We start from the raw sequence: 26,826 nt of genomic DNA on the forward strand, positions 1-26,826 counted from the left end.
GCGACCAGCCAAGACGGCCCCGCAGACACCAACACCCCCCAGCGAACCCCCGGCGCCGCCACCCCCGCGCCCCGCCGCCCCCGCGCGACCCCCGCCGCCCCCGGCGGCGAACCCGGCACCGCCCGGGCGGCGAACCCAGGCCCCCGGCACAACCCCCGGCGACGCCGGGAGGGGCACCCACGGCCACCCCCATGGCCGTGGCCGATACTCCCCCTCCCCCACCCCTCCCCCACCCCACCCCCCGGGAGGGGGGAGTAGCCCCCCAGGGCACCTGGGTACCGCTAAAGGGCCGACCCAACTCCAGGCTTTGCGTGCAGCCCTGTTCCTGACACAGCGTCAGTTCAGTAATCTGACTATGCGTCAGTTGAGTTGCTGTCACACAGGAGCGGGCGGACCGATGCTTGGATCGACTTACGGCACCTTCACCACCGACCCCCGCCGCGCGCGTGTTGTGGCCTGCGGCGAAGCCCCGGCACCCGCCGTCCACGGACAGGCCGCCACGGCGGACGACGTGGACGTCAGCGGACGTCCCCTGCACGCCGACATACCCGATCTCGACCGGTTCTTCCGCCCCGAGTCCGTCGCCGTCATCGGCGCTTCGGACGCCGAGGGGCGGCCCAACACCGGCATCACGCGCCAGCTCATGGACTGGGCCGAGCGGGGCGGCGCCCGGCTGCACCCCGTGCACCCCACCCGGCAGACCGTCTTCGGCACCCCCTGTTTTCCCTCCGTCGCGGACCTGCCGGAACAGGTCGATCTGGCCGTACTGCTCGTCAGCGACCCCCTGCCCGTCATCGAGGAACTCGCCGAGTCCAAGGTGAAGTTCGCCGTCGCCTTCGCCTCCGGGTTCGCGGAGACCGGTGAGGAGGGCGCGGCCGCCCAGGCCCGCCTGGCCGCCGCCGTGGAACGCTCGGGCCTGCGGCTCCTCGGGCCCAACACCAACCTCAACGCCTTCGAGAAGTTCCGAGACGACCTCGAAGGTCCGGCGATCGCCCTGATCACCCAGTCCGGCCACCAGGGACGCCCCGTCTTCACGATGCAGGAGATCGGCGTACGCCTCTCGCACTGGGCGCCCACCGGCAACGAAGCCGACCTGGAGACCTCCGACTTCATCTCCTACTTCGCCGACCGCCCCGAGGTCGGCGCCATCGCCTGCTACGTCGAGGGCCTCAAGGACGGCCGGTCCTTCCTGCTCGCCGCCGACCACGCGGCCCAGCGCGGCGTACCCGTCGTCGCCGTCAAGGTGGGCCGCACCGAGACCGGCGCCCGCATGGCCGCCTCACATACCGGCAAGCTCACCGGCGCCGACACGGTCGTCGACGCGGCGATGCGGCAGTACGGCGTGATCCGCGTGGACGGGCTCGACGAACTCCAGGACACGTCCGCCCTGCTGGCGCGCGCGAAGCCGCCGCGGGCCGAGGGCGTCGTCGTGTATTCGATCTCGGGCGGCACGGGCGCGCACTTCTCGGACCTGGCGACCGAGGCGGGGCTGCGGCTTCCCGCGCTCTCGGACGCGAAACAGGCGGAGCTGCACCAGTGGATACCGGACTACCTGAACGTCGCCAACCCCGTCGACAACGGCGGGCACCCGGTCGGCGACTGGCGCGGCCGGAAGATCATCGACGCGATCCTGGACGATCCGGAGGTGGGGGTGCTGATCTGCCCCATCACCGGCCCCTTCCCGCCGATGAGCGACAAACTCGCGCAGGACCTGGTGGACGCGGCGGAGCAGACGGACAAGCTGGTGTGCGTGGTGTGGGGCTCGCCCGTCGGCACCGAGGAGGCCTACCGCACGACGCTGCTCGGCTCGTCGCGCGTCGCCACCTTCCGCACCTTCGGCAACTGCATCACGGCGGTGCGGGCCTATCTGGACCACCACCGGTTCACCACCCGCTACCGCTCCCCCTTCGCCGAGGCCCCGCGCGCGGCCTCGCCGTCCTTCCGCAAGGCGCAGGCCCTGATGCGGTCCGGCCAGCAGCTGAGCGAGCACGCGGCGAAGCAGCTGCTGCGCGCGTACGGGATTCGCGTACCGCGCGAGCAGTTGGTGACCAGCGCGGCGGCGGCCGTGCGGGCCGCGGGGCTCGTCGGCTACCCGGTGGTGATGAAGGCGTCCGGAGCGCGACTGGCGCACAAGAGCGACCTGGGCCTGGTCAAGGTCGGTCTGACCTCGGCCAGTCAGGTGCGCGACGCCTACCGGGAGCTGACCGACATCGCCCGCTACGAAGGGATCGCGCTGGACGGCGTCCTGGTCTGCCAGATGGTGGAGCGGGGCGTCGAGATGGTGGTGGGCGTGACGCAGGACGAGCTGTTCGGGCCGACGGTGACCGTCGGGCTCGGGGGCGTCCTGGTGGAGGTGCTGCGGGACGTGGCCGTGCGGGTGCCGCCCTTCGGGGAGGACCAGGCGCTCGCGATGCTCTCGGAGCTGCGCGGGCGGCCCCTGCTCGACGGGGTCCGCGGCGGGCCGCCGGTGGATGTCGACGCGCTCGTCGAGGTGGTGCTGCGGGTCCAGCGCATGGCTCTGGAACTCGGCGACGAGCTGGCGGAGCTGGACATCAACCCCCTGATGGTCCTGCCCCGGGGGCAGGGGGCCGTCGCGCTGGACGCGCTGGCCGTCTGCCGGTGAGCCGGCCCGCACGACGCGGACGCGGCGGCGCACAAAGCCTCCCCCGGCTCTCACGCCTCTCACGCCTCCCCCGGCTCCCTCAGCTCTCCCGTCTCCAACGGCTCTCACGTCTCCCCCAGCGCTCCCACTTCCCCCAGCTTTCCCGCCCCTCGCGTCTCCTTCAGCTCCCCCAGCTCCCCCACCCCTCCCGGCTCTCTCACCTCTCGCGCCCGTCCACGTGATCACCCAGCAGCGAAACGGAGCCCGCACCCCCATGTCACCCTCCCCCGAACCCACAACCGATGCCGCAGCCTCAGCCACAGCCGCAACCGCAGTCACAGCCACAACCCGAGCCACACCCGAAGCCGCTTCCCCTCCCGCGACCGAGACCGCGACCGCAACCACGCCCACAACCGCAACCACAACCACAACCGCGACCGATCCCCTGGACTCATTGGTACTCCACGCCACTGACAACGGCGTCTCGTGGATCACGCTCAACCGTCCCGACGCCATGAACGCCGTCACCTGGGACCAGCGCGAACGCGTCATCGCCCTGCTCGCCGACGCCTCCGCCGACCCTGCCGTCCGCGCCGTGGTGATCACCGCGACCGGCAAGGGCTTCTGCGCGGGGGCCGACCTGCGCGGGGCACCCGGCGCCGGTGCCGAGCGCGTGCCGGGCGACGTGGCCCGCACCATCAGGCGGGGCGCCCAGCGCCTGATCGCCGCCGTCCTGGACTGCGAGAAGCCGGTGATCGCCGCGGTGAACGGGACCGCGGCCGGCATCGGCGCGCACCTCGCGTTCGCCTGCGACCTCGTCATCGCCGCCGAACGGGCCAAGTTCATCGAGGTGTTCGTCCGCCGCGGCCTGGTGCCGGACGGCGGCGGCGCCTATCTGCTGCCGCGGCTCATCGGCCCGCAGCGGACCAAGGAGCTGATGTTCTTCGGGGACTCCTTGCCGGCCGCGGACGCCGAACGGCTCGGCCTCGTCAATCGCGTCGTACCGGCGCAAGAGCTGGAGAAGACGGCCCGCGCCTGGGCGGAACGCCTGGCGACGGGGCCGACCCGCGCCCTCGCCATGACCAAGCAGCTCGTCAACGCCTCCCTCGAATCGGACCGTGCGACGGCCTTCGCGGCGGAGGCCGCGGCGCAGGAGATCAACATGACGACGCGGGACGCGAACGAGGGCGTGAGCAGCTTCGTGGAACGTCGCTCGCCGTCGTACGAGGGCCGTTGAAGTCGCCCCTACGCGAACGCCCCGCGCCCTTCCAATCTGACGAACCGTCAGCTTCAATGGCTGGTGTGATGGGACATGCAGGGATGGCGGCCACCGCCGTCCGATACCTCAGGTCGGTCGGCGCACCGACCACCACCGGCCCGGTCGAAGCCCTCCCCCGCCCGCAGTTGCGGGCGGTCGGCGACGACGAGCGGGCGCCCCTCGACGCGGGCGAGTTCCGGCGCGTCCTCGGGAACTTCGCGACCGGCGTCACCGTGATCACGGCACCGGCGTCCGACGGCGAGGAAGGCCCGGCCGGGTTCGCCTGCCAGTCCTTCTCCTCGCTCTCCCTGGACCCGCCCCTGGTCTCCTTCATGGTCGCGCGTACGTCGACGACGTGGCCCCGCATCGCCCGCGCGGGCGTCTTCTGCGTCAACATCCTGGGCGCCGGCCAGGGCGCCCTGTGCCGCGGCTTCGCGGTCAGCGGCGCCGACAAGTTCGCCGGAGTGGTCCACGACCCCGCGCCGGTCACCGGCTCACCCCGCCTGTCCGGCGCCCCGGCCTGGATCGACTGCACCATCCAGGCGGTGCACACCGGCGGCGACCACCTGATCGTGGTCGGCCGCGTCGAGGCTCTGGGCGCCGCCGACGACGGCGAACCGCTCCTCTTCCACCGGGGGAAGTTCGGCCGGTTCGACCCGCCCGCTACGTGAGCGCGGACCCCGCCGCCTCCGCCTCCGCCTTCTCGTCCGCTTGCGTCTCCGCCTTCTCGTCCGTCTTCTCCCCTGCCTCGTCGGCCGCCTTCCCGTCTGCCTTCTCCGCCGACGCCTCGCCGGCCCGCCGGATGACCAGGGCCATCAGCGCCGCCGCCGCGCACAGCGCCCCGGAGGCGATCCACATCACGTCGTACGACCCGAAGGCGTCCCGCACCACGCCGCCGATGACGGCCACGAGCGCGGCGCCCACCTGGTGCGAGGCGAGCACCCAGCCGAAGACGATGGCGCTGTCCTCGCCGTACTGCTCCCGGCACAGGGCCAGGGTCGGCGGCACGGTCGCCACCCAGTCAAGGCCGTAGAAGATGATGAAGAAGACCATCGGCGGGTGGACCGCCGAGTCGAGCAGCAGCGGCAGGAAGAGCAGCGAGACGCCGCGCAGCGCGTAGTACAGGGCCAGCAGCCGGCGCGCGTCGAAGCGGTCCGTGAACCAGCCGGACGCGATCGTCCCCACCACGTCGAAGACGCCGATGACGGCGAGCAGCGAGGCGGCGGCCGTGATCGGCATGCCGTGGTCGTGCGCGGCGGGCACGAAGTGCGTCTGGATCAGCCCGTTCGTCGAGGCGCCGCAGATGGCGAAGGTCCCGGCGAGCAGCCAGAACGGCCCGGTGCGGGCCGCCTTGAACAGCACGGTGACCGCCCGCCGCGCGGCCCCCGTGGCGGGCGGCGGCTTCTGCACGAACTCCTCGGACCCGTACGGCTTCAGGCCCACGTCCGCCGGATGGTCGCGCAGCAGCAGCCATACGAAGGGGACGACGGCGAGGGCGGCCAGGGCGACGGTCACCGCGGCGGGCCGCCACTCGTGGGCGTCCACCAGCCAGGAGAGCAGCGGCAGGAAGATCAGCTGCCCCGACGCGGAGGCCGCCGTGAGGATACCGGTGACCAGGCCGCGCCGCGTGGTGAACCAGCGGTTGGTGACGGTGGCGGCGAAGGCGAGCGCCATGGACCCCGAGCCGAGCCCGACGAGCAGCCCCCAGCACAGCAGCAGCTGCCAGGCGTGCTGCATCCACACGGTGAGTCCGGAGCCCAGCGCGATCACGACGAGCGCGACCGCGACCACCCTGCGGATGCCGAAGCGGTCCATCAGGGCGGCGGCGAACGGCGCGGTGAGCCCGTACAGCGCGAGGTTGATGGAGACGGCGAGGCCGATCGTGCCGCGCGACCAGTGGAACTCGTCGTGCAGCGGGTCGATGAGCAGGCCCGGCAGGGAGCGGAACGCGGCGGCGCCGATGATCGTCACGAAGGTGACGGCGGCGACGAACCAGGCCCGGTGGATGCGGCGGCGGCGCCGCACCGGCGCCTCCGGGGGCGGCTCGACCGCCTGATTCAGGTCTGTCTGGGTCACGACAACAAGCATCGGGACCCGGCCACCCCTCTTCGAGTGGCCCGAAGGACAGCATTGACTAGGATCGGGCCATGGCTTCATCGACGGACGGTCCCACGAGCGCGCCGCGGCACCGGGTGGTGGTCCTGGCCCTGGACGGCGTCATCCCCTTCGAATTCGGCATCCCGCAGCGGATCTTCGGCCGCGCGCGGACCGCCGACGGCACACCCCTGTACGAGGTGGTGACCGCCTCCGTCCGCCCGCCGGGCCCGGTGCGCACGGACGCCGACTTCGCGATCCTCGTAGAGAACGGCCCGGAGTGCCTGGCCACCGCCGACACGGTGGTGATCCCGGCCTCGTACGAGCTGGGCCCGGTCTACGAGGAGGGCCGTCTGACCGACGAACTCGCGGCGGCCCTCGCCCACATCAGGCCCGGCACGCGCCTGATCTCCATCTGCACGGGCGGGTACGTCCTCGCCGCCGCGGGCTGGCTGGACGGCCGCACCGCCACGACGCACTGGAGGTCGGCGGAGCACTTCCAGCGTCTCTTCCCGCGGATCACGGTGGACGCGGAGGTCCTCTTCATCGACGACGGGGACGTCCTCACCTCGGCGGGCGTGGCGGCGGGCCTGGACCTCTGCCTCCATGTCGTGCGCAGCGACCACGGCACGGCGGTCGCCAACGACGTGGCCCGCCTCACGGTGGTGCCCCCGCACCGGGACGGGGGCCAGGCCCAGTACATCCGGCGCCCCGTCCCCGAGCCGCAGTTGGCGACGACGGCCTCGGCGCGGGTGTGGGCCCTGGCCCGCCTCCACGAGCCGATCCAGCTGCGTGACATGGCGGACCAGGAGTCGATGTCGGTCCGCACCTTCACGCGGCGCTTCCGGGAGGAGGTGGGGATCAGTCCGGGGCAGTGGCTGGCGCAGCAGCGGGTGGAGCGGGCGCGGCACCTCCTGGAGTCGAGCGATCTCTCCGTGGACCGTGTCGCGCGGGACGCGGGCTTCGGTACGGCGCAGTCGATGCGGTTGCACTTGCAGGCGGCCTTGGGGGTGACCCCTACCTCCTACCGGCGTACCTTCCGCTCCGGGGCGGCTCACCCCGCGGCCACCCCCTGAACGAACAACCCTTTCCCACCCACGCGCCCGTTTGCGCCGCAGTCACCCCCGCCGATCACCCCGCAGCCACCCCCCTCAGAACGTCAGCACCCCCCGCGCCACCCGCCCCGCCTCCGCGTCCCCCACTGCCTTCGTGAAGTCCTCCACCGGGTAGGTCTCCGTCACCAGCTCGTCCAGCAGCAGGCGGCCCTCCCGGTACAGCTCCGCGTACAGCGCGAAGTCCCGCTGCGGTCGCGCCGACCCGTACCGGCAGCCCAGGATCGACTTGTCCAGGAACAGCGACGACACCAGGAACGACGCCTCGGCCGTGGCCGGCGGCACCCCCAGCAGGATCGCCTGGCCGTGCCGGTCCAGGAGATCGATCGCCTGCCGGATCAGCTCGATTCGGCCCACGCACTCGAAGACGTGGTCGGCCCCGGTCGGCAGCAGTTCCCTGACCCCCTCCGCGTCCGCCGACGGGAAGAAGTGCGTCGCGCCGAACTGCCGTGCCACGCCCTCCTTCCCGGGGTTCGCGTCGACCGCCACGATCCGCGTCGCCCCGCCGATCCTCGCCCCCTGGAGCACGTTCAGACCGATGCCGCCGGTCCCGATCACCACCACGCTGTCCCCGCGGTCGACCTTCGCGCGGTTGAGGGCGGCCCCCACCCCCGTCACCACCCCGCAGCCGATCAACGCGGCCGACGTCAGCGGGATGTCCTCCGGGATCTTCACGGCCTGCACGGCCTTGACGACCGTGCGTTCCGCGAACGCGGAGTTGGCCGCGAACTGGTAGAGGGGCGTGCCGCCGCGCGAGAACGGCTGGTCCGGCATCCCGATGGCCCGTCGGCACATCGTCGGCCGCCCCCGGTTGCACTCCCCGCACGTGCCGCAGCTGGCGATGGTCGAGAGCGCCACATGGTCACCGGCGGCCACATGGGTGACCCCCGCGCCGACGGCCTCCACCACCCCGGCCCCTTCGTGCCCGAGCACCACCGGCGAAGGGAAGGGGATGGTCCCGTCGATCACCGAGAGATCGCTGTGACACAGCCCCGCCGCCTTGACCGCGACCAGCACTTCCCCCGGCCCCGGGTCCCGTATCTCCAGGTCGTCGACGACCTCGACCCGGCTCCCCTCGGCCCTGCTCCTGTCGAAAACGACACCCCTCATCGCGCCTCCCTGGGCAGGCCGAGCACGCGCTCGGCGATGATGTTCCGCTGAATCTCGTCCGAGCCGCCGTAGATGGTGTCGGCCCGCGTGAAGAGGAAGAGCCGTTGCAGGGCGTCGAGTTCGTACGGGGCGTCCTCGCTCCAGTCCCCGGGCCCGACGGCCGCCGCGGCGCCCCGCACCGCCATGGCCAGCTCCCCGAGACGCTGATGCCACCCGCCCCACAGCAGCTTGGCCACGCTGGGCGCACCGGCCCCGGAGCCGTTCGAACCCCCCAGCGTGCGCAGCGCGTTCCAGCGCATGACCCGCAGCTCCGCCCACTGCCGCACCAGCCGGTCCCGCAGCACGGGGTCGTCGACCGCCCCGGCGGCCAGGGCCTCCCGCAGGACGGTGCCCAGCTCCTGCGCGAACCCGATCTGCTGCACGAGCGTGGACACCCCGCGTTCGAAGCCGAGGAGGCTCATGGCCACGCGCCACCCGTCGCCGGGGCCGCCCACCACGTGCGCGGCACGCGCGACCGCGCCGTCGAAGAAGACCTCGTTGAACTCGCTGGTCCCCGTCAACTGCCGGATGGGCCGCACCTCGACCCGCCCCGGCTGGTCCATCGGCAGCAGCAGGAAGGAGATCCCCCGGTGTCCGGTGGATCCAGGCTCCGTCCGCGCGAGCACGAAGCACCAGTCGGCCTCGTGGGCGAGCGAGGTCCAGATCTTCTGCCCGGTGACGCGGTACACGTCACCGTCCCGCACCGCGGCCGTCCGCAGCCCCGCCAGGTCAGAACCGGCCCCGGGCTCGCTGTACCCCTGGCACCACAGGGCCTCTCCGCGGGCGATGGGCGGCAGGAACTCGTCCTGCTGCTCCCGGGTGCCGTGCGCGAGGAGGGTGGGGGCCAGCAGGTTCTCGCCGATGTGGCCGTGCCGCCCGGGGGCCCGCACGCGCGCGTACTCCTCGGCCCAGACGACCTGCTGGGTCAGCGTGGCCCGCCGGTTCCCGTACGCCTGTGAGTCCCACCCGAGTCCGATCCACCCGCCCCGGCCCAGCTCCCGCTCCCAGGCCCGCCGCTCCGCGACCCCCTCGTGCTCGCTGCCGGGCCCGCCCCTCCCCGCCGCCCCGGCGAACACCCCCGTCAGGTGCGCGCCGAGCCAGGCCCGTGCCTCCGCGCGGAACTCCTCGTCCCGCGGCCCGAATCCGAACTCCACCGCCCGGCCCCGGCCTACGCGTTGGGCCGGTCTTTGGCGGCCGCGGCCTTCGCCATCGCCTCCAGCTGGGCCAGCATCGGCATCGGGTCGGTGCCGACCGTGCCCGGCAGGAAGTCGGCGATCTTCTCGGGGGTCCAGCCGCCCTCGACGTATCCGGCGCGCAGCTCGCGCGGCTGCGCCCACACCGCGATCTTCGGCCCCGCGACCGTGTAGACCTGCCCGGTGATCTTCTCCTGCCGGGCCCGCTCGCTCAGCAGGTAGGTGACCAGTGCGGCCACGTCCTGTGGCTCCCCGATCTCCTTGAGCTCCATGGGGACGTTGGCGGACATCCGGGTGCGTGCGACCGGCGCGACGGCGTTGGCGGTCACCCCGTACTTGTGGAGGCCGAGGGCCGCGCTGCGGACCAGGGAGATGATCCCGCCCTTGGCCGCGCTGTAGTTGGCCTGGGCGACGGAGCCCTGGTGGTTGCCGCTGGTGAAGCCGATCAGCGTGCCCGTGCCCTGCTTGCGCATGACCGCCGACGCGGCCCTGAAGACGGTGAACGTGCCCTTCAGGTGGGTGGCGACCACCGGGTCCCACTCCTGCTCGGACATGTTGAAGAGCATCCGTTCGCGCAGGATCCCGGCCACGCACACCACGCCGTCGACGCGCCCGTACTCGGCGAGCGCGACGTCCACGATCCGCTGCCCGCCCGCCATGGTGGAGATGTCGTCGGCGACGGCGACGGCCTCGCCGCCCGCCGCCCGGATCTCCTTGACCACGCCGTCGGCTATGTCGCTGGTCGGTTCCGCGCCCTCCATGGACACGCCGTAGTCGTTCACGACGACCCTGGCGCCCTCGGCTGCGGCGGCGAGCGCGACGGCTCTGCCGATGCCGCGTCCGGCACCGGTCACGGCCACCACCTTGCCTGCCAAGAAGTTCCCCACGTCCGGCCCCTTCCCGCGGTTTCTGACGGACCGTTAGATTCTATGACCCGTCAGATACCCGAAGACAAGCCCCGGGGAGGACCCATGTCAGACTCGGTATCCACAGGCACCGCCGGATCGGCTCTGCCGCCCGAGTTCCACGACATCGCCAAACGCGTCAACAACTGGGGCCGCTGGGGGTCCGACGACGAGATCGGCACCCTCAACCTCATCACCGACGAGGTGGTCCGCGAGGCGGCGGCCACCATCCGCACCGGCCGCCGCGTCCCGCTCGCGCTCCCGCTCAAGGAGGACGGCGTCCAGACCGGCCTGATCCCCGGCCGGATCAACCCCCTGCACACGATGGTGCAGATCAATCAGGAGCTCTTCGGACCCGGCACCGTCGCCACCAGCGACGACGCGGTCACGATGGGCCTACAGGCGGCCACCCACTGGGACGCCCTGACCCATGCCGCCCACTCGGGAAAGATCTACAACGGCCGCCCCGCGGACACCATCGCCGCCCACACCGGCGCCCGGTTCAGCGGCATCGACAAGGTGCCGCACCTCGTCTCGCGCGGCGTCCTGCTCGACGTCGCCCGCGCCAAGGGGCTGGACCGGCTGCCCGGCGACCACGCGGTCACGCCCGAAGACCTCGCCGAGGCCGAGGAGTTCGCGGGGGTCACCGTCCGCTCCGGCGACATCGTCCTCGTACGCACCGGGCAGATCCAGACCTACCTGGCGGGCGACAAGCACGCGTACGGGTATCCGTCCCCCGGTCTCTCGGTCCGCACCCCGGAGTGGTTCCACGCGCGCGACGTCGCGGCCGTCGCGAACGACACGCTCACCTTCGAGATCTTCCCGCCCGAGATCGAGAACCTCTGGCTGCCCGTGCACGCACTGGACCTGGTCGAGATGGGGATGCTCCAGGGCCAGAACTGGAATCTGGAAAAGTTGTCCACAGCCTGTGCAGAACTTTCCCGTCATGAATTCCTGCTCTCCGCGATGCCCGAGCCGTTCGTCGGCGGCACGGGGACGCCCGTGGCACCCGTAGCGGTGCTGTGAGTTCCCGGATGGCGGTGAGGTCGTGAGCTCTCGGCGCCGGCGCGGTGGTCGTGAGCTCTCCGTCGGTGCGGTGGTCGTGAGCTCTCGGCCGGTGCGGTGGTCGTGCGTTCTCGGATGGCGGCGCGGCCCGGCTTCCGCCCGAGCGCGTCGCCACGCCCGCCGCCATCCGGCTCCGGCGCGCTGGTCCGCTCTTCGGCCACGAAGGGACCGGCGCCGGCGGCGACCCACATCTCGTCGAGGACCGGGTCACAGAGCACCGTCCCTCGTCGTCCCCTCGCGGCGAATCGCTGCACACAAGCGTGATCAATCGGACACGTTACGTCAACACCCGTCCGGTGATTAATGAATTATGCCGCTTATGTACGGGCCGCGCACGGCCGCGCATCGTGGCACGTGACGGCGCATGCGGGCGCCCGCCACCGGCGTACGGGGGTCGGATCGCCGGTCAGACGGCTTCGTACGCGACGTCCTCGTACGTCGTGCCGCCGAACGCGACCGCCTCGACGCCCGGCTCGCACCGGTCCACCTCGCACCAGATGCTCTTGCCCGCGCCCTCGGTCTGCCAGCCCCAGCGGTCCGCGAGGCCGTCCACGAGCTCAAGGCCCCGGCCGTTGGTCGCGTCGCCGTCGGCGTGCCGCTGCTTGGGGGGCCGGGCGCTGGCGTCGGCCACCTCGACCCTGACCGTGCCCGGTCCGGCTCCCGCACCCGGTCCCGCTCCCGGGGCTTCGTCGGGCGCGTCGGGGACGTCGGGCAGGCACATGCGCAGGACGGCCGGACAGCCCGTGTGCACCACCGCGTTCGTGACCAGCTCCGAGATCAGCAGGATCAGCGTCTCGGCCAGTGGCTCGTCCACCCCTATTCCGGACCCGGCGAGCCGCGAGCGCGCCCACCTCCGGGCCCGCCCCACCTCGGCGGGGTCGGGCCTGACCTCCAGCTGTACTTGAAGCACCTGCACCGCTCACACCATCCGAACCGGCGGACACATCGCCTCGCGACTCCACAGGGTCACGGAACGTGATCCCCTTGAGAGACAGCATGGTTGACGTTCAGTCACCCCAACAAGCGCTTCAGGCATATTCCAGCGCGAAGGAGTACGCGTGCGGCATACTGTGCGACGCACGCCGCAGGGGGTCGAACAGGCGGGCATACGGCCCCTTCCTGCGCTGCGAGCGGCACGCATCGCCGGGCCCGGCGCCACCTCAGGGGCAGCACCGGCATGGCTCGACCTCAGAACCACTCGCATCTCACACAAGGTACCGGAGCGGAAGCCCGACTCCATGCCGTGACGAGTCACGCCTAGGACACAACCCGATATCGACGCTCAGTAGCCTCCCCCCACTTGGGGGAGGGCACAAGTCGATCACTCTCCGCACAGAAGTCCCAGGCCGTATCCCCGGCCTCAGCAGCCCCCTGAGGCCCGCTGAAGCCCCCGAGGCTTCCGGGGCCCCAGGAGCCTCAGAGTGCCGCCGCCAGCTCCTCCTCCGCCCGTGCGGCCGGCTGTCCGAGGCCGGCGCGCACCCAGGCCCGCTTCAGGTGCAGATGCACGTCGGCCTCCCAGGTGAAGCCCATCCCGCCGTGCACCTGGAGGCAGTCGCGGGCGCCGCGGACCGCCGCCTCGTCGGCGAGCAGCTTGGCGGCGGCGATCTCCGCGGTGTCACCGGTGACGGACGCCGCGTACACGGCGGCGCGGGCGACCTCGGTCCGGACGAGCATCTGGGCGCAGAGGTGCTTGACCGCCTGGAAGGCGCCGATGGGCTGCCCGAATTGGGTGCGCTCCCGGGCATACCGGACGGCCGTCTCGCAGGTCTTTCCGGCGCTGCCGAGCTGTTCCGCTGCCAGGAGCAGGTCCGCCTCCGGGGCGCCGCCCGCCTCCCCGTCGTCGCCGGGCACCCGGTGCAGCGGCGTCAGCGGGTCGACGGAGCGCAGGGGCACGGCGCCGGTGGCGTCTCCGCGGACCACGTCGGCCGCGTCCAGCCAGGGGACGAGCCCTCCGGAGACGGCCGTCACGACGGTCTCCCCCCGGGCCGCGCCCGTGACGTCGCGGGCGGCGAGGAACGTGGCGACCAGCGGTCCGGGCAGCAGCGCCCGCCCCGCCTCCTCGAAGGCCAACACGGCTTCCGGGAGGCCCAGTCCGACCCCGCCCTCGTCCTCGGGCACCCGCAGCGCGAAGAATCCGGCGTCCCCGAGCTCCCGCCACAGGGCCCGGTCGAGCGCGGGAGCCCCGGGGTCCGGTGCCGCGGCGTCCCAGGCCACCGCTTCCCGCAGCGCGGGCCCGCCGAACCGCCCCTCCAGGAGCTCGCGCACGCCCTTGCGCAACGCCACCTGGTCGTCCGTGAGTTGGAAGTCCACGCGCGCCCTCACCGCCCCTTCGGGAGGCCGAGGATCCGCTCGGCCACGATGTTCTGCTGGATCTGCGAGGTCCCGGCGGCGATCGTGTACGACAGGGAGGAGAGCCGGTCCAGGGTCCACTCGTGGCCCAGGTCGAGCGCGCCGGGGCCGAGGACCTCGCCCGCGGCGTCGTACAGCTCCTGGCGTGCGTGGGAGTAGCGCAGCTTGAAGACGGAGCCGCCGATGCCCGGGACCCCGCCGCCGGCCCGCTGCGACTCGCTGACGTTCCACTGCGTGAGCCGCCACAGTGCCCCGAACTCCGCGCTGAGCCTGCCGAGTCTGCGGCGCAGCACAGCGTCGTCCCAGCGCCCGTTCTTGCGGGCCTCGCGGGCCAGCTCGCCCAGGACCCGGCGGCAGGCCACGACCTCCCCGACGAAAGCGGTGCCGCGTTCGTAGGACAGCGTCACCATGGTCACGCGCCAGCCGTCGTTCTCCGCGCCGACGCGGTGGCCGACCGGGACGCGGACCTCGTCGAGGAACATCTCGGCGAACTCGGTGGAGCCGGCGAGCGTGCGCAGCGGGCGGACCGTGATGCCGGGCGCGTCCATCGGCAGGGCGAGCCAGGTGATGCCCCGGTGTTTGGGCACGTCCGGGCTCACGGGCGTGGTCCGTACGAGGAGTTCGCACCAGTCGGCGACCTCGGCGTGCGAGGTCCAGATCTTGGAGCCGCTCACCACGTAGTCGTCGCCGTCGCGCCACGCGCGCGTGCGCAGCGACGCGAGGTCGGAGCCCGCGTCCGGTTCGCTGAATCCCTGGCACCACACCTCGTCGCCGCGCAGGACGGGCGGCAGCCAACGGGCGCGCTGTTCGGCCGTCCCTTCGGAGGCGATGGTGGGGCCCGCGTGGAGCAGGCCGACGAAGTTCGCCCCCACGTAGGGCGCCCCCGCCTTCTCGGTCTCCTCCAGGAAGATGAGGTGCTGGGTGGGGGTGGCGCCCTGGCCGCCCGCGTCGACGGGCCAGTGCAGGCCCGCGTATCCGGCGTCGTACAGCCTGCGCTGCCAGCCCGTGTCGTACGCGCGGCGCCCCGGCCAGTCCAGCGGGTCGGGGCGCGGGGGCAGGTGGGGGAGGGTGCGGGCCAGCCACTCGCGCAGGCCCGCCCGGAAGGATTCCTCCTCCTCGGTGTAGGTGAGGTCCATGTCAGGCCCGCTGGTCCAGGTCCTGGTTCCGGCCCTGGTTCCGGCCCTGGTTCCGGCCCTGGTTCCGGTCCCGGTCCAGGTCGAGGCCGAGCATGCGGATGGCGTTGCCGCGCATCAGTTTGTAGACGGTCTCGTCGTCCAGGCCCTTGACGTGGTCGAGGGCGACTTCCTTGGTGTTCGGGAAGGTGGAGTCGACGTGCGGGTAGTCGGTCTCGAAGGTGGCGTTGTCGCGGCCGACGACGTCCAGCGAGGCGACGCCGTGCTTGTCGCGGAAGAAGCAGCAGAACATCTGCCGGTAGTAGTACGTCGACGGGGGCTCGGGGATCAGGTCGCGCACGCCGCCCCAGGCGCGGTGTTCCTCCCACACGTCGTCGGCGCGCTCCAGGGCGTAGGGGATCCAGCCCATCTGGCCTTCGCTGTAGGCGAGTTTGAGGCGGGGGAACTTCACGAGGACGCCGCTGAAGAGGAAGTCCATCATCGAGGCCATGGCGTTGTTGAAGGAGAGCGCGGCCTGGACGGCGGGCGGGGCGTCGGGTGAGGCGGCGGGCATCTGGGAGCTGGACCCGATGTGCATGTTGACGACGGTGCCGGTCTCCTGGCAGATCGCGAAGAAGGGGTCCCAGTATCCGGAGTGGATCGAGGGCAGGCCCAGGTAGGTGGGGATCTCGGAGAAGGTGACGGCCCTGACGCCGCGCGCGGCGTTCCGCTTGATCTCGGCGACGGCGAGGTCGATGTCCCACAGCGGGATGATGCAGAGCGGGATGAGCCGGCCGCCGCTGTCGCCGCACCACTCCTCGACCATCCAGTCGTTGTAGGCGCGCACGCAGGCGAGGGCGACCTCCTTGTCGTGTGCTTCGGCGAAGGTCTGGCCGCAGAACCGGGGGAAGGTGGGGAAGCAGAGGGAGGCCTCGACGTGGTTGAGGTCCATGTCCTTGAGGCGTTCGGCGGGGTCCCAGCAGCCGCGCCGCATCTCGGCGCGGGTGATGCCGTCGAGGGTCATGTCGTCGCGGTCGAAGCCGACCGCCGCGATGTTCCGCTTGTACGGGAACTTGAGGTCCTCGTAGATCCACCAGTCGGTGGGCGGGCCGTCGGGATCCATCGTGATCTGGTATTTGCCCGCCACGTAGGCGAGTTCGCCGATGCCGGCGGTGAGGGGCTTGGGGCCGCGGTCGCGGTACTTGGCGGGCAGCCAGGTGTCGAAGAGATGCGCGGGCTCGATCACATGGTCGTCGACGCTGACGATCCGAGGAAGCTCGGTCATGGTGTCTCCTCCGGTCATCTCTCCGGTGTCTCCGGGCTATCTGATGACCCGTCAGATAGCAGGCTAGCTCCGCGCCTCTGGACCGACAAGGCGGTGAGCCTTACGCTCTCGGCACGATCTGACTGCCCGTCAGTTCAGGGCTCGCCAGGAGGGGATCGCATGAGGACCTCACAGAACGCGACCGCGTACGAGCTGGGGGCCTCGGGCACCCTCTGGGAGCTCGTCGAGCGCCGCGCCGCGCTCACCCCGGACGCCCCCGTCCTCATCCAGGCCGCGGCCGACCCCGCCGACGACCGGCGCCTGACCTTCGGGCAGCTGCGCGACCGCTGCGAGCGCGTGGCCGCGGGCCTGTACGGGATGGGGGTGCGCCCCGGGACCGTGGTGGCCTGGCAGCTGCCCACCCGGATCGAGACCGCCCTGCTGTCCTTCGCGCTCGCCCGCGTCGGCGCGGTCCAGTCGCCGGTCATCCCCTTCTACCGCGACCGTGAAGTCGGCTTCGCGCTGCGGGAGTCGAAGGCCGAGTTCTTCGCCGTGCCGGGCGTGTGGCGGGGCTTCGACCACGCCGCGATGGCGCGCCGGCTCGGCGCGCGGGGCGTCTTCGAGGCGTACGCGGACGGCGACCTGCCCGACGGCGATCCCTCCGTGCTGCCCGCGCCGCCCTCCGACGGGACGTCCGTGCGCTGGATCTACTGGACGTCGGGGACGACCTCCGACCCCAAGGGCGTGCTGCACACCGACCGTTCACTGATCGCGGGCGGCTCGTGCCTGGCGCACGCGCTGCACCTGTCGGCGGACGACGTCGGTTCGATGGCGTTCCCCTTCGCGCACATCGCGGGCCCCGACTACACGGTGATGCTGCTCCTGTACGGCTTCCCCGCGGTGATGTTCGAGACCTTCGCGCTGCCGGACGCGCTCGACGGCTACCGGCGGCACGGCGTGACGGTGGCGGGCGGTTCGACCGCGTTCTACTCGATGTTCCTCGCCGAGCAGCGCAAGCTGCCGCCCGGCGAGAAGCTCATCCCCACCCTGCGCCTCCTGGCGGGCGGCGGTGCGCCGAAGCCGCCGGAGATCTATCACGCGGTCGTACGGGAGATGGGCTGCGGGCTCACCCACGGGTACGGCATGACCGAGGTGCCGATGATCACCATGGGGGCGCCGGACGACACCGCCGAGAACCTGGCGACGACCGAGGGAAAGCCCCCCGAGGGCATGGAGATCCGGGTCACGGACGCCGAGGGCAAGGAGGTGCCCGCCGGGGTCGACGGCGAGGTGCGGCTGCGCGGGGAGGCGGTCTGCCAGGGGTATCTGGATGCCGCGCAGAGCGCCGGGGTCTTCGACGCGGACGGTTTCCTCATCACCGGCGACCTGGGCCACGTGCGGCCCAGCGGGCACCTGGTCCTGACCGGGCGGGCCAAGGACATCATCATCCGCAAGGGCGAGAACATCTCCGCCAAGGAGATCGAGGACCTGCTGCACCGGCATCCGGCCGTGGGGGACGCGGCGGTGATCGGCCTGCCCGACCCCGAGCGGGGCGAGCGGGTGTGCGCGGTGATCGAGCGGCGGCCGGGTGACCGGGACGCCGGCGGTCTGACCCTGGAGGCCATGACCGCGTATCTGCGCGGGGAAGGGCTCTCCACGTACAAGCTGCCGGAGCAGTTGGAGCTGGTGGAGGCCCTCCCCCGCAACGAGACGCTGCGCAAGGTGCTCAAGTACAAACTGCGCGAGCGGTTCACGCGGGTCCAGCCGGGCTGAGTGCCCGGTGGGTCACTCCGGGACGGTGAAGTACGCCGCGAACGCCGCGACGATCTCCTCCTCCGTCACGCGTCCGTCGCCGTCGGTGTCGAGGGAGCCGCCCGCGGCGCCCGCGACGTCCTCCGGGACGCCCAGGGCCTTGAGGACGCGCTCGACCTCCTGGTGGCTGACCGCGCCGTCGCCGTCGCCGTCCGCGAGGGCGATCGTGGCGTCCAGGAAGGGCCGCGCGATCTCGGCGAACCGGGCCGGGTTGTCCCGCAGGCGCTTCACGGCGCCGCCCACGAACTCCGGCTTGGTGATGCGCTGGTCACCGTCGCGGTCGGCGATCCCGGCCATGCCCTGCCAGAAGGCCTCGGCCCCGATGTAGAGCGCCTGCCCCTTCTCGGAGCGTGCCGTGGCGCCGAACTCGCTGAGCAAGGCGACGGCCGCCGTGCTGAAGTCCTCACGGGAGATGTAGCCGTTGCCATCTTGGTCGAAGGTGGCGAAACGGGCCGCGATCTTACGCTCGTACTCGGCACTGTCCATGGTGTTCGGGCCGCCTCACTTCTGCGGTTGGGTGCGTGTGCACAGGGGGTTCCCTGGGTGTCCTGGCAGCGAGCGTACGTGCTCGGCGACCGCCCGGAGGCGGGAAGCCGTCGCTTGTGCCAAGACCGGGACAAGAGAGGTTGTACCAGGAGCCACCCCCAGCCGATCTTTTGACCCTCACTTGACCCTCCCCGGGCGACGGCCGATGTGTGATCGACCACTAGAACGACCTCTACGGGCCCCGAGCAGTACGTCAGAAGTCCTCAGCGCCAAGGGAGTCGACCTCTCCTACGGCTCCACGCCCGCAGTCCGCGACGCCCATCTGACCCTGACGCGCGGGGCGGTCGCGGACACGTTGCCGCTGGTGGGGCGGCGCATCGACCCGGAGCTGATCCGGCGGGACTGAGGGCCCGCCGGGCGGCATGCGTCCGTCAGGCGGAGAGCGGGAGTGCCTCGTCGTCCACGGCCGCCGTGACGTCGGGGTAGACCTCGAACAGGCGCCGTACGCCGAGGGCGGCGAGGACGCGGTTCACGTGGGAGCCGTCCTCGGCGCCCTTCGCGGGCAGTATCAGGCGCAGCCGCCCCTGGCAGGAGCGGAACAGGCGGCGCGTCGCGATCAGCACGCCGACCCCGCTGGAATCGCAGAACAGGACGTCGGAGAGGTCCAGGACAAGGCTGTGGCGACCGTCGGCCACGGCGTCGTGCACGCCCTGGCGCACGACGGGCGAGGTCACGAGGTCCATCTCGCCGGACACCCGCAGCACGGCCCAGCCGTCCTGCTCGTCCACGGCCACCTTCAGCGTCACACGCACGCCTCTCGCTCGCTGATACCGCTCGCTCGTAGCTCGCCGATGCGGAAGCCTTCCCTACGCTTCCTACGTCGCGGCTGCCCCACCTCTTCTCCATGAAACACCAGCACCCCCGTTCCCTATCATCCGAGGCCGGTGGCGAGCGCACTTTGCCTTAAAGGGAGTGCGTTGTCGGTGGTGGCGACTACATTCGATGGAGGGTTTCGGTCAGGACGCGCAGATCGGGCACGCGTTGATCGGGACGGGCAAGGAACGGCACGCGCAGAGGGGGCCGCATGGCGAAGGACGCGCCGCGCCGCTGGGACCGCCGCATGCAGCAGCGACTGGCGCACGGGGAGGCAGCCGCACTCGGCGAGCTGTACGACCGCTTCGCCTCGCTCGTGCACGGCCTCGCCCACCGCGTCCTGGGCGACGAGGACGCCGCCGACCGCATCACGCGCGAGGTCTTCGCCCACATCTGGGAGAACCCCGACGCGTACGACCCCAAGCAGGGCCCCCTGCGCTCCTGGGTCGCCACGCTCACCCACCAGCGGGCCGTCCGGCGGCTGCGCCAGACCGAGTCCGCCGCCCTGGCCCGCGGCGGCGAGGGCACCACGGAGGACCTGGAGCGCAAGGTCCGCCGCGCCTCGGCCGCCGCCCGCGCGGACTACATCGTCACGGCCATGCCCGCCCCGCTGCGTGCCGCCCTGGAGCTGGCCTACTTCCAGCGGCGCGACTACCGCCAGACGGCCGCCGACCTCGGTGTCACGGAGGACGAGGCGCGCCGCCGCCTGCGCCTGGGCCTTCAGCTGCTCTCCACCGCGAACGACGCCGCGGGACCGGCCGAGCCGCACCCCGCACCGGGCGCACGCCCGGGATACGGGAGAGCGCTGTGAACGGCCCCGAGCGGCAGGACCCCTTCGAGGAACCGGACCTCCCGGAGACCGGGGGCGGCGCCGGGGGTCTGGGTGGCCCGGAAGGCCCCGCGAGCCCGGGCGGCCGGGCCGGGCCCGGTGGCTCCGACGGGCGTGAGGGTCCGGGTGGTCCCGACGGGCGTGAGGGTCCTGGTGGTCCCGATGGCATCGGCGGCCCCGGCGGCCATGGCGGTTCCGGCGGCATCGGCATCCCCGGCAGCCCCGGCGGCCAGGGCCGTCCCGGTGGTCCCGGCAGCAATGGCGGTCCTGGCAGTCCCGGTGACCCCGGTGGTCCCGCCGCCCCCGGTGGCCCCGTCGCCCGTGAGGAGCATCCCGGCGCCCGTCGGCCGCCCCGGATACCGCTGCCGCGCACCTCCATAGAGGACACCGGCGCCCCCTTGCCGGACCCGCCCCTCTCCCTCGACCACCGCGTCCTGAAGTCCCTGCTCGGGGCCTGGGCGCTGGCCGCCTGCTCGGTCGAGGAGGCCGTCGCCGTCGAGGAGCACCTGGGCCACTGCGGCCCCTGCGCGGAAGAGGCGCTGCGGCTGCGCGACGCGGTGGGCCTGCTGCACCAGGAGGAGAGCCTCGACCTGGACCCGGGTCTGCGCAACCGCGTCATCGAGAGCTGCCTCGGCCGGCGCCCGCCCCGCATCCCGGTGCCGGAGTGGGCCGTTCCGTACGACGCGGAGACCGCCCGGCTCGACGCCCTCCTGCGCGACTTCGGCGACTCGGAGTGGCACGCTCCGGTGCGCCTGCGCTGGTTCGACGAGGACAGCCCGGTCAGCCGCAAGACGACGGTGGCCGGGGTGATCGCCCACCTCCTCGCCGTGGACGGCCTGGTCGCGCTCGCCCTCGGTCTGGACGACCCGCTGGGCGGAGAGGCGCCGCCGCAGGCGGACCCGGGCCGGCGCACCGAGGCGTACTGGCGCGCTTCGTACTTCCCGCCCACGCGAGGGGTGCGCGGCCCCTGGCGCGAGCAGACCCACGAGCTGATCCGCACGGTGTCCTTCACGGCGGGCGGCACACAGGGCTCGGGCTCCGGCGGCCTCACCGTCCCGTACAGCGCCCCGGACGAGCACGGCCGCCGGGCCGAACTGCCGCTGCGGGACTCGATGCTGGACCGCGCCTTCGAGTGCTGGATCCACGCGGGCGACATCGCGGACGCCGTGGACTACCCCTACGAACCGCCGAACCCCCGCCATCTGCACCGCATGATCGACCTCGCCGCCCGGATGCTCCCCGGCACGCTCGCCGAGCGCCGCCGCGCGGGCCTCGCCGCCCCGTCGCAGGGCCTGGTGGCGGCGGGCGCGCCGGGCCGCAGCCTGCGCCTTGAGGTGGAGGGCATGGGCGGCGGCGAGTGGTTCATCCCGCTGGACTCCCCCGGCGCCGAGGCGTCGGCGGATCGCGAGGTGGCCCATGTTGCCCTGGACGGCGTCGAGTTCTGCCGCCTGGCCGCGGGCCATGTGTCTCCGGAGGAGGCAGCGGCAGGACAGGTCGGCGACCGCCAGGCGATCAGGGACGTGCTGTTCGCGGCGGCGTCCCTGAGCCGGATGTGAGGCGAAGGGGGGTGGGAGCCGGACCTGAGCCGGACGCGCGCCTCACTGAGCCGCGCCCACTGAGCCCCGCCGCCCCTGCGGTCAGGCGAAGACCACCGTGCGGTGGCCGTTCAGCAGGATCCTGCGCTCGGCGTGCCACTTCACGGCCCGCGCGAGCGCCTGGCACTCCACGTCCCTGCCGATCGCGACCAGCTGGTTCGGCGTGACGTCGTGGCCCACCCGCTCGACCTCCTGCTCGATGATCGGCCCCTCGTCGAGGTCCGCCGTCACGTAGTGCGCGGTCGCGCCGATCAGCTTCACGCCGCGCGCGTGCGCCTGGTGGTAGGGCTTGGCGCCCTTGAAGCTCGGCAGGAAGGAGTGGTGGATGTTGATGATCCGGCCGCTGAGCTGCTTGCAGAAGTCGTCCGAGAGCACCTGCATGTACCGGGCCAGGACGACCAGCTCCACGCTCTCGGCGCGCACGAGCTCCAGGATCTGCGCCTCGGCCTGCGCCTTGTTGTCCTTGGTCACCGGGATGTGGTGGAAGGGGATGTCGTACGAGGCGGCCAGCTCGGCGAAGTCCGTGTGGTTCGAGACGACCGCGGCGATCTCGACCGGCAGGGCGCCGATCCGCGAGCGGAACAGCAGGTCGTTCAGGCAGTGCCCGAACTTCGACACCAGGAGGACGACGCGCATCTTGTCGTCGGCGCGGTTCAGCTGCCAGTCCATGTGGAAGGAGTCGCCGATCGCAGCGAAGCTCGCCCGCAGCTTCTCCACCGTCACCGGCGGCTCCGCCGAGAAGTGGACGCGCATGAAGAAGAGTCCGGTGTCGTGGTCGCCGAACTGCTGGCTGTCCTCGATGTTGCACCCGGTCATGAAGAGGTAACTCGACACGGCGTGCACGATGCCCTGCTTGTCCGGGCAGGAGAGGGTGAGGACGTACTGCTCAGCGGGGTCGGCGGACGCGGCGACGGACGGCTCGTTCATGCACCCAAGGTTCCCACAACCGGCGCCCGCCCCGGTCCGCCGTTCCGCGGGTCGGGACAGGCCTTCAGCTCGCGGTCCGCGTCATGATCCGCAGGACTTCGAGCGTCCGCGGCGGCACGTCGGGCTCCTCGCCGTCGCTCACCGCGAGGCGGACGTGCGCGTCCCGTGCGGCCCGGACGGCCTCCGGCCACCCGGGGTGGTCGAGATAGGCGGACACCAGCGCGTCGGGCCCGACCTCGTGCATGATCCGCAGGACCCGCAGCACCGCGGCGTCGACCAGGGCAGCCTCCTCCGCGTCACGGAAGATCGTCCCCACGTACTTGTCGGCGGACCAGTTGTCGAGCCACGTGTCCTCGACCAGCCGGTACACGGCGTCGGTCACGTCCCCGTACTCCTCGCGCCCGGCGAGCCAGCACTCACGCTGGAACCCCGGGTCGGAGAGCATGTGCAGCGCCGAGCGCACGTTGCTGCGCCAGCGCCACCACGGCATGTCGTTCGTTGGCATGCCGCCCATGGTGCTTGAGCGACGGCCACGACGGGAAGAGTTCTCCGAACCTTGCACGGTCATCGATCGTACGTTCCCCCTCCGGGCAGCCGAATCGGCCCCTGTCATTCACCTGCTTGTCACCATGCGTTGAGAACGCGTCACTCCTTGGTTGGCACTGCGGCGGAATCGTGCATGCCCATGCCCGTCTCGCGACGCACCCTGCTCCCCCGCCCCTCCAAGCCCGCAGCGCTCGCCGCGACCGCCCTGGTGGCGGCGTGCGCGTCCCTGACCACCGCCTGCGGGGTCGTCCCTGGTTCCACGGGGGGATCCAGGGAGGACCCCGTGACGGTGATGACCTGGGCCCCCGAGAAGACCAAGGCGACGAACAAACCCGGCATACCCGCGATGGCGCAGGCCTACGCGCGCTGGGTCAACGCGAACGGCGGGCTCGACGGCCACGAGCTCAAGGTCATCACCTGCAACGACCACAACGACCCGGTGGGCGCCGCCGACTGCGCCCGCAAGGCGGTCGACCGGGACGTGGCGGCCGTCGTCGGCTCCTACAGCCAGCACGGCCAGTCCTTCCTGTCCCCCCTCCAGGTCGCCGGCATCCCGTACATCGGCGGGTACGGCGTCACCGACGAGGAGTTCAGCAGCCCCCTGTCGTACCCCGTCAACGGCGGCGAACCGGCGCTGATGGCGGGCAACGGCCGCCAGCTCGCCGCCCGCTGCGAGCACGTCTCCCTCGTACGCCCCGACACGATCGCCGGCGACGACCTCCCCAAGCTCCTGGACGCGGGCCTCGCGGAGGGCCACCGGGGCGCCTCGTCCGACGTACGGGCGCCCGAGGACGGCACCGACTTCACCGCGCAGGCCGAGCAGGCCCTGGAGCGGGCGGGCACCGGCGGCTGCGTGTCGGCGGCGCTCGGCGAGCGCACGGACACTTTCTTCGACTCCTACCGGCGCACCGAGGACGCGTACCCGACCGCGAAGATCTCTTCCGTGCTGGGAAGCGTCGACCAGTCCCTCGTGGACCGCACGGGCGGCGGCAACGGCCCGTACGAGGGCGCCTACCTCACCGGCTGGTACCCGGCGGCGAGCGATCCGCGCTGGGACGAGATGCGCGAGGTCATCCGGCGCCAGGCCTTCGGCGACAACCGGGTCGACCCGACGGACGCGGGCGTGCAGACGACGTGGATCGCCTACACCGTCCTGAAGCAGGCCGTCGAGTCGCTCGACGGCGGCGAGGTCTCCTCGCGCACCCTGCGCAAGACCCTCGACAAGGGGCTCAAGGTGTCCACGGGCGGGCTCACGCCCACCCTGAGCTGGCGCTTCAAGGACATGCTCGCGGCGAGCGACTTCCCGCGCCTGGTCAACGCCGACGTCACGTTCCAGCTGGTCCGCGACGGCCGCCTGGTGCCGGCGCGGAAGGGATTCGTGAACGTGGCCAAGACCCTGGAGCGGGTGCGCTGAGCAGAGCCGCTCCGGGGCCGCGCCGCGCGGCTAGAGCTGGGACTTGTCGCGGGTGGTGAGGCCGTACTTCTCGGCGATGGTGTTCCACAGGCCGGCCGCCTCCTGCTTGGCCACGGTCGCCTCGCCGCTCGACTTGTTCCCGGCGACGGTCTGCGGGGTGTTGCGGGCGTGGCCCTTCTTGCAGCCCTTCTTGCCCGCGACCTGCCCCGCCCACGCGGCGTAGTGGTTGTCGGCCGCGGCGGACGCCTTCCACGCCTTGGTGAGGGAGGCGGTGAGCCGGTCGTTGGCCGGGAGCTTGTCCACGGAGAGCTGCGAGAGCCGCGTCACCAGGCCGTTGCGCTGCTTGGCCGCGTTGCGCAGGTCGGTGGCCGACTTGGCGAGGTCGGCGCACTTGCCCACGTTGCGTACGGCGGCGATCACCGAGTCACGGCTGTTGTTGCTGTCGGCGAGGAGCTTGTCCAGGGCGACGGCCTGCTCCTTGGCGGGGTCGACCGTCGGCGAGGGCTTCTCGTCGGCGGGCGCGGACTCGGAGACGGTCTGCGGGCTGTCCTTCTCCTCGTCGCCGCCCCCGCTGAGGAGGGCGCCCGCGCCGACGCCGACCAGGGCGATGACGACGCCCACGGCCGCGAAGAGCGGCACCTTCGAGCCGGTGCGGCCTCCGCCGCCACCGCCGCGCGCCGGGGCGGCGGCCGCGGCCCTGCGGGCGGCCCGGCCGCCTCCGCCGTCGCCGTGCGCGGCGGGCTGCGGCGGTTCGAAGCGGGGCATCTGCTGGGTGGAGGCGGGGCCTTCGGGCTCTTCCTGTTCGGTACGGAAGAGGCTGTCGAACTCGGCGGGCGGCTGCCGGTCGCCCGGGGCGCCGGGCCGTATCCCGAAGGGTGCCTTGCCGGGCTCGGCGGGCACCGGGGGTATGTACTGCGTGGGCTCGCTGTCCGCGCCGGCCGCCGGGGGCATCGGGGCGCCCGGCATGGGCGAGCGTCCCAGGAACTGCGTGGCCTCGCCCGCGGGCGCCTCGGGAGGCAGGGCGCCGGGGGCCACGGGGGGTATGTACTGCGTGGCGCCTTCGTCGACGCCTGCTCCTGCCGCGGGCACCGGGGGTATGTACTGGGTGGCGTCCGCGTCACCCGCTGCGGCGGGCGGCAGCGGGGCGAGGCCGCCCGCGACGGGCGGCAGCGGGGCGCCGGCGCCGGAACCACCGGAGCCGCCGGGGGGCAGCTGCCCTGCCTGCGCGGCGGGCGGAAGCTGCCCGGCCTGCGGGAGCGGCTGGCCCTGCTGGCCCTGCTGACCTTGCTGGCTCTGCTGGCCCTGCTGCCCCGGGTATCCGGCGTCGGCGGGCTGCCCCGCGTGGGCTCCGCCCGCCTGCTGTCTCGCGTGGGCGCCGCCCGGGCCCTGGCCCGCGTACGGCATCTCACCGGCGGGCCGCCCCGCGTGCTGACCGGCGTGCTGGCCGCCCTGCGGGTGTGACGCGTGCTGGCCGCCCTGCGGGTGCCCCGCGTGCTGCCCGCCGCCGTAGAGGCCCTCCTGCTGCCCGCCGCCGTACGAACCGTCCTGGGACGCGCCGTACGGAGCCTGGGCCGCCCCGTAGGGACCGCCCTGTGCCTGGCCGCCGTACGAGGCCTCGGGGGCCCGGCCGCCGTACGAGCCGGCCTGCGGCTGTCCGTGGCCCGCGTGGCCGCCGTACGAGCCGCCCTGCGGGTAATCCGGCGGGTAGTCCTGGTGCCGTGCGCCCTCGGCGGGCAGCGGGGTGCCCGCGCCGTACGACTGCTGGGGGCCGGGAGCGGGGTCCCAGGCCTGGCCGGAGCCGGGCTGCGGCTCGCTCGGGGCCGGGCCCCACGGCTGGCCCCAGGGGCTGCCGCCCGCGGGCGCCACGTGGTCGCCGGTGGTGCCGGGCATCAAGGGCTCGCTTCCGTCGGCGGGCAGCACGATGCCTTCGTGCGCGTGCCGGTCCGCGGAATGCGGATCGGAGGAAGCGGCGCCCTGCCCGCTCTGCTGCGTCACCGGGACTCCTACGAGTGGGGGACCTACGGAACCGTCGGCCCACGCTACCGGGTCGCCACAGCCGTCTGCCACGCAGCTCAAACCTCCGGCGCCGCATCAATCGCCGAAGTAACAAAAGCTCTCCGCGAAACGCTGCTTATGTCACCAGGGCGGATCGGCCGCGAACGGGAGTTGGCCGTTCACGGTGCGGAAAGGGCGGGGACGGGCGACGTTCACCGGTGCGCGACACACGTCACAAACCTTTCA

23 protein-coding genes are annotated in these 26,826 nt (G+C 72.5%); 10 read left to right on the forward strand and 13 right to left on the reverse strand.

Annotation, left to right across the window (positions count from 1 at the left end):
• Positions 1-397 precede the first annotated feature (397 nt).
• The 3 genes from QBL25_RS19255 (at position 398) to QBL25_RS19265 (ending at position 4,531) form a co-directional block, all read left to right on the forward strand.
• Entirely contained in the window at positions 398-2,623 is a 2,226-nt protein-coding gene (locus QBL25_RS19255) for an acetate--CoA ligase family protein (RefSeq protein WP_409058275.1), read from the forward strand.
• 424 nt (positions 2,624-3,047) lie between these two features.
• Positions 3,048-3,839, forward strand: a complete 792-nt coding sequence (locus QBL25_RS19260; protein ID WP_409062708.1) for an enoyl-CoA hydratase/isomerase family protein — start codon at positions 3,048-3,050, stop codon at positions 3,837-3,839.
• A gap of 56 nt (positions 3,840-3,895) precedes the next feature.
• Positions 3,896-4,531 (forward strand): flavin reductase family protein, encoded by a 636-nt coding sequence (locus tag QBL25_RS19265; RefSeq protein WP_409058276.1) that lies wholly within the window; start codon positions 3,896-3,898, stop codon positions 4,529-4,531.
• On the opposite strand, the gene QBL25_RS19270 is transcribed toward QBL25_RS19265, so the two are convergent.
• Positions 4,524-5,948 (reverse strand): MFS transporter, encoded by a 1,425-nt coding sequence (locus QBL25_RS19270; protein WP_409058277.1) that lies wholly within the window; start codon positions 5,946-5,948, stop codon positions 4,524-4,526. The two genes, QBL25_RS19265 and QBL25_RS19270, sit on opposite strands and share 8 nt — an antisense overlap.
• 59 nt (positions 5,949-6,007) lie before the next feature.
• On the opposite strand from QBL25_RS19270, the gene QBL25_RS19275 reads away from it, so the two are divergent.
• Entirely contained in the window at positions 6,008-7,030 is a 1,023-nt protein-coding gene (locus QBL25_RS19275) for a GlxA family transcriptional regulator (RefSeq protein WP_409058278.1), read from the forward strand.
• A gap of 75 nt (positions 7,031-7,105) precedes the next feature.
• On the opposite strand, the gene QBL25_RS19280 is transcribed toward QBL25_RS19275, so the two are convergent.
• From QBL25_RS19280 to QBL25_RS19290, 3 genes are read right to left on the reverse strand one after another with little or no spacing between them, the layout of a single operon-like run.
• Positions 7,106-8,176 carry a Zn-dependent alcohol dehydrogenase gene (locus QBL25_RS19280; RefSeq protein WP_409058279.1) on the reverse strand — a complete coding sequence of 357 codons (1,071 nt, stop codon included), beginning with the start codon at positions 8,174-8,176 and terminating at the stop codon, positions 7,106-7,108.
• A complete protein-coding gene (locus QBL25_RS19285; protein ID WP_409058280.1) occupies positions 8,173-9,369 on the reverse strand; it encodes an acyl-CoA dehydrogenase family protein in 1,197 nt (398 codons plus the stop codon). Before QBL25_RS19285 ends, QBL25_RS19280 begins: the two co-directional genes overlap by 4 nt.
• A gap of 14 nt (positions 9,370-9,383) precedes the next feature.
• Positions 9,384-10,295, reverse strand: coding sequence for an SDR family NAD(P)-dependent oxidoreductase (locus QBL25_RS19290; protein WP_409058281.1), 912 nt, complete (start codon positions 10,293-10,295; stop codon positions 9,384-9,386).
• An 84-nt stretch (positions 10,296-10,379) separates the two neighbouring features.
• Here QBL25_RS19290 and QBL25_RS19295 point away from each other — a divergent pair, with 84 nt between their 5' ends.
• On the forward strand, positions 10,380-11,339 hold the full coding sequence (locus QBL25_RS19295; RefSeq protein ID WP_409058282.1) for a cyclase family protein: 960 nt from the start codon (positions 10,380-10,382) through the stop codon (positions 11,337-11,339).
• A 445-nt stretch (positions 11,340-11,784) separates the two neighbouring features.
• Here the strand turns inward: QBL25_RS19295 and QBL25_RS19300 are convergent, their stop codons facing one another.
• The 4 genes from QBL25_RS19300 to QBL25_RS19315 form a co-directional block, all read right to left on the reverse strand.
• Positions 11,785-12,294 (reverse strand): ATP-binding protein, encoded by a 510-nt coding sequence (locus QBL25_RS19300; protein ID WP_409058283.1) that lies wholly within the window; start codon positions 12,292-12,294, stop codon positions 11,785-11,787.
• 500 nt (positions 12,295-12,794) lie between these two features.
• A complete protein-coding gene (locus tag QBL25_RS19305) occupies positions 12,795-13,688 on the reverse strand; it encodes an acyl-CoA dehydrogenase family protein (RefSeq protein ID WP_409058284.1) in 894 nt (297 codons plus the stop codon).
• Between the two features lie 8 nt (positions 13,689-13,696).
• Positions 13,697-14,863: an acyl-CoA dehydrogenase family protein gene (locus tag QBL25_RS19310; RefSeq protein WP_409058285.1), complete on the reverse strand. Its 1,167-nt coding sequence runs from the start codon at positions 14,861-14,863 to the stop codon at positions 13,697-13,699.
• A gap of 1 nt (position 14,864) precedes the next feature.
• A complete protein-coding gene (locus tag QBL25_RS19315) occupies positions 14,865-16,124 on the reverse strand; it encodes an amidohydrolase family protein (RefSeq protein ID WP_409058286.1) in 1,260 nt (419 codons plus the stop codon).
• A gap of 159 nt (positions 16,125-16,283) precedes the next feature.
• Between QBL25_RS19315 and QBL25_RS19320 the strand changes: the two genes are divergently transcribed.
• The gene (locus QBL25_RS19320; protein WP_409058287.1) at positions 16,284-17,876 is read left to right on the forward strand and encodes an AMP-binding protein; all 1,593 of its coding nucleotides are present in this window, start codon (positions 16,284-16,286) and stop codon (positions 17,874-17,876) included.
• A gap of 12 nt (positions 17,877-17,888) precedes the next feature.
• Here the strand turns inward: QBL25_RS19320 and QBL25_RS19325 are convergent, their stop codons facing one another.
• On the reverse strand, positions 17,889-18,401 hold the full coding sequence (locus QBL25_RS19325; RefSeq protein ID WP_409058288.1) for an EF-hand domain-containing protein: 513 nt from the start codon (positions 18,399-18,401) through the stop codon (positions 17,889-17,891).
• Between the two features lie 205 nt (positions 18,402-18,606).
• On the opposite strand from QBL25_RS19325, the gene QBL25_RS19330 reads away from it, so the two are divergent.
• Entirely contained in the window at positions 18,607-18,807 is a 201-nt protein-coding gene (locus QBL25_RS19330) for a hypothetical protein (RefSeq protein ID WP_409058289.1), read from the forward strand.
• A 25-nt stretch (positions 18,808-18,832) separates the two neighbouring features.
• On the opposite strand, the gene QBL25_RS19335 is transcribed toward QBL25_RS19330, so the two are convergent.
• Positions 18,833-19,207, reverse strand: a complete 375-nt coding sequence (locus tag QBL25_RS19335) for an STAS domain-containing protein (protein ID WP_409058290.1) — start codon at positions 19,205-19,207, stop codon at positions 18,833-18,835.
• Positions 19,208-19,485: 278 nt separating this feature from the next.
• Here QBL25_RS19335 and QBL25_RS19340 point away from each other — a divergent pair, with 278 nt between their 5' ends.
• Positions 19,486-20,085 carry a sigma-70 family RNA polymerase sigma factor gene (locus QBL25_RS19340; RefSeq protein ID WP_409058291.1) on the forward strand — a complete coding sequence of 200 codons (600 nt, stop codon included), beginning with the start codon at positions 19,486-19,488 and terminating at the stop codon, positions 20,083-20,085.
• A 221-nt stretch (positions 20,086-20,306) separates the two neighbouring features.
• Positions 20,307-21,659: an MDMPI N domain containing protein gene (locus tag QBL25_RS19345; protein ID WP_409062709.1), complete on the forward strand. Its 1,353-nt coding sequence runs from the start codon at positions 20,307-20,309 to the stop codon at positions 21,657-21,659.
• A gap of 81 nt (positions 21,660-21,740) precedes the next feature.
• Here the strand turns inward: QBL25_RS19345 and purU are convergent, their stop codons facing one another.
• Positions 21,741-22,625, reverse strand: a complete 885-nt coding sequence (gene purU / locus QBL25_RS19350) for a formyltetrahydrofolate deformylase (protein WP_409058292.1) — start codon at positions 22,623-22,625, stop codon at positions 21,741-21,743.
• A gap of 64 nt (positions 22,626-22,689) precedes the next feature.
• The gene (locus tag QBL25_RS19355; protein ID WP_409058293.1) at positions 22,690-23,193 is read right to left on the reverse strand and encodes an SCO4402 family protein; all 504 of its coding nucleotides are present in this window, start codon (positions 23,191-23,193) and stop codon (positions 22,690-22,692) included.
• A gap of 117 nt (positions 23,194-23,310) precedes the next feature.
• Here QBL25_RS19355 and QBL25_RS19360 point away from each other — a divergent pair, with 117 nt between their 5' ends.
• Positions 23,311-24,585, forward strand: coding sequence for an ABC transporter substrate-binding protein (locus QBL25_RS19360; protein WP_409058294.1), 1,275 nt, complete (start codon positions 23,311-23,313; stop codon positions 24,583-24,585).
• A 30-nt stretch (positions 24,586-24,615) separates the two neighbouring features.
• Here QBL25_RS19360 and QBL25_RS19365 read toward each other — a convergent pair whose 3' ends face one another.
• Positions 24,616-26,580 (reverse strand): hypothetical protein, encoded by a 1,965-nt coding sequence (locus tag QBL25_RS19365; RefSeq protein WP_409058295.1) that lies wholly within the window; start codon positions 26,578-26,580, stop codon positions 24,616-24,618.
• Positions 26,581-26,826 lie beyond the last annotated feature (246 nt).

Source organism: Streptomyces sp. SYP-A7185 (assembly GCF_046103685.1).
In the GTDB taxonomy this organism is placed as follows: Bacteria; Actinomycetota; Actinomycetes; order Streptomycetales; family Streptomycetaceae; genus Streptomyces.

Coding starts and splice junctions, on each gene's coding strand:
- QBL25_RS19255 (WP_409058275.1), top strand. CDS start 398: ATGCTTGGATCGACTTACGGCACCTTCACCACCGACCCCCGCCGCGCG.
- QBL25_RS19265 (WP_409058276.1), top strand. CDS start 3,896: ATGGCTGGTGTGATGGGACATGCAGGGATGGCGGCCACCGCCGTCCGA.
- QBL25_RS19270 (WP_409058277.1), bottom strand. CDS start 5,948: ATGCTTGTTGTCGTGACCCAGACAGACCTGAATCAGGCGGTCGAGCCG.
- QBL25_RS19275 (WP_409058278.1), top strand. CDS start 6,008: ATGGCTTCATCGACGGACGGTCCCACGAGCGCGCCGCGGCACCGGGTG.
- QBL25_RS19280 (WP_409058279.1), bottom strand. CDS start 8,176: ATGAGGGGTGTCGTTTTCGACAGGAGCAGGGCCGAGGGGAGCCGGGTC.
- QBL25_RS19295 (WP_409058282.1), top strand. CDS start 10,380: ATGTCAGACTCGGTATCCACAGGCACCGCCGGATCGGCTCTGCCGCCC.
- QBL25_RS19310 (WP_409058285.1), bottom strand. CDS start 14,863: ATGGACCTCACCTACACCGAGGAGGAGGAATCCTTCCGGGCGGGCCTG.
- QBL25_RS19315 (WP_409058286.1), bottom strand. CDS start 16,124: ATGACCGAGCTTCCTCGGATCGTCAGCGTCGACGACCATGTGATCGAG.
- QBL25_RS19320 (WP_409058287.1), top strand. CDS start 16,284: ATGAGGACCTCACAGAACGCGACCGCGTACGAGCTGGGGGCCTCGGGC.
- QBL25_RS19325 (WP_409058288.1), bottom strand. CDS start 18,401: ATGGACAGTGCCGAGTACGAGCGTAAGATCGCGGCCCGTTTCGCCACC.
- QBL25_RS19330 (WP_409058289.1), top strand. CDS start 18,607: ATGTGTGATCGACCACTAGAACGACCTCTACGGGCCCCGAGCAGTACG.
- QBL25_RS19340 (WP_409058291.1), top strand. CDS start 19,486: ATGGCGAAGGACGCGCCGCGCCGCTGGGACCGCCGCATGCAGCAGCGA.
- purU (WP_409058292.1), bottom strand. CDS start 22,625: ATGAACGAGCCGTCCGTCGCCGCGTCCGCCGACCCCGCTGAGCAGTAC.
- QBL25_RS19355 (WP_409058293.1), bottom strand. CDS start 23,193: ATGACCGTGCAAGGTTCGGAGAACTCTTCCCGTCGTGGCCGTCGCTCA.
- QBL25_RS19360 (WP_409058294.1), top strand. CDS start 23,311: ATGCCCGTCTCGCGACGCACCCTGCTCCCCCGCCCCTCCAAGCCCGCA.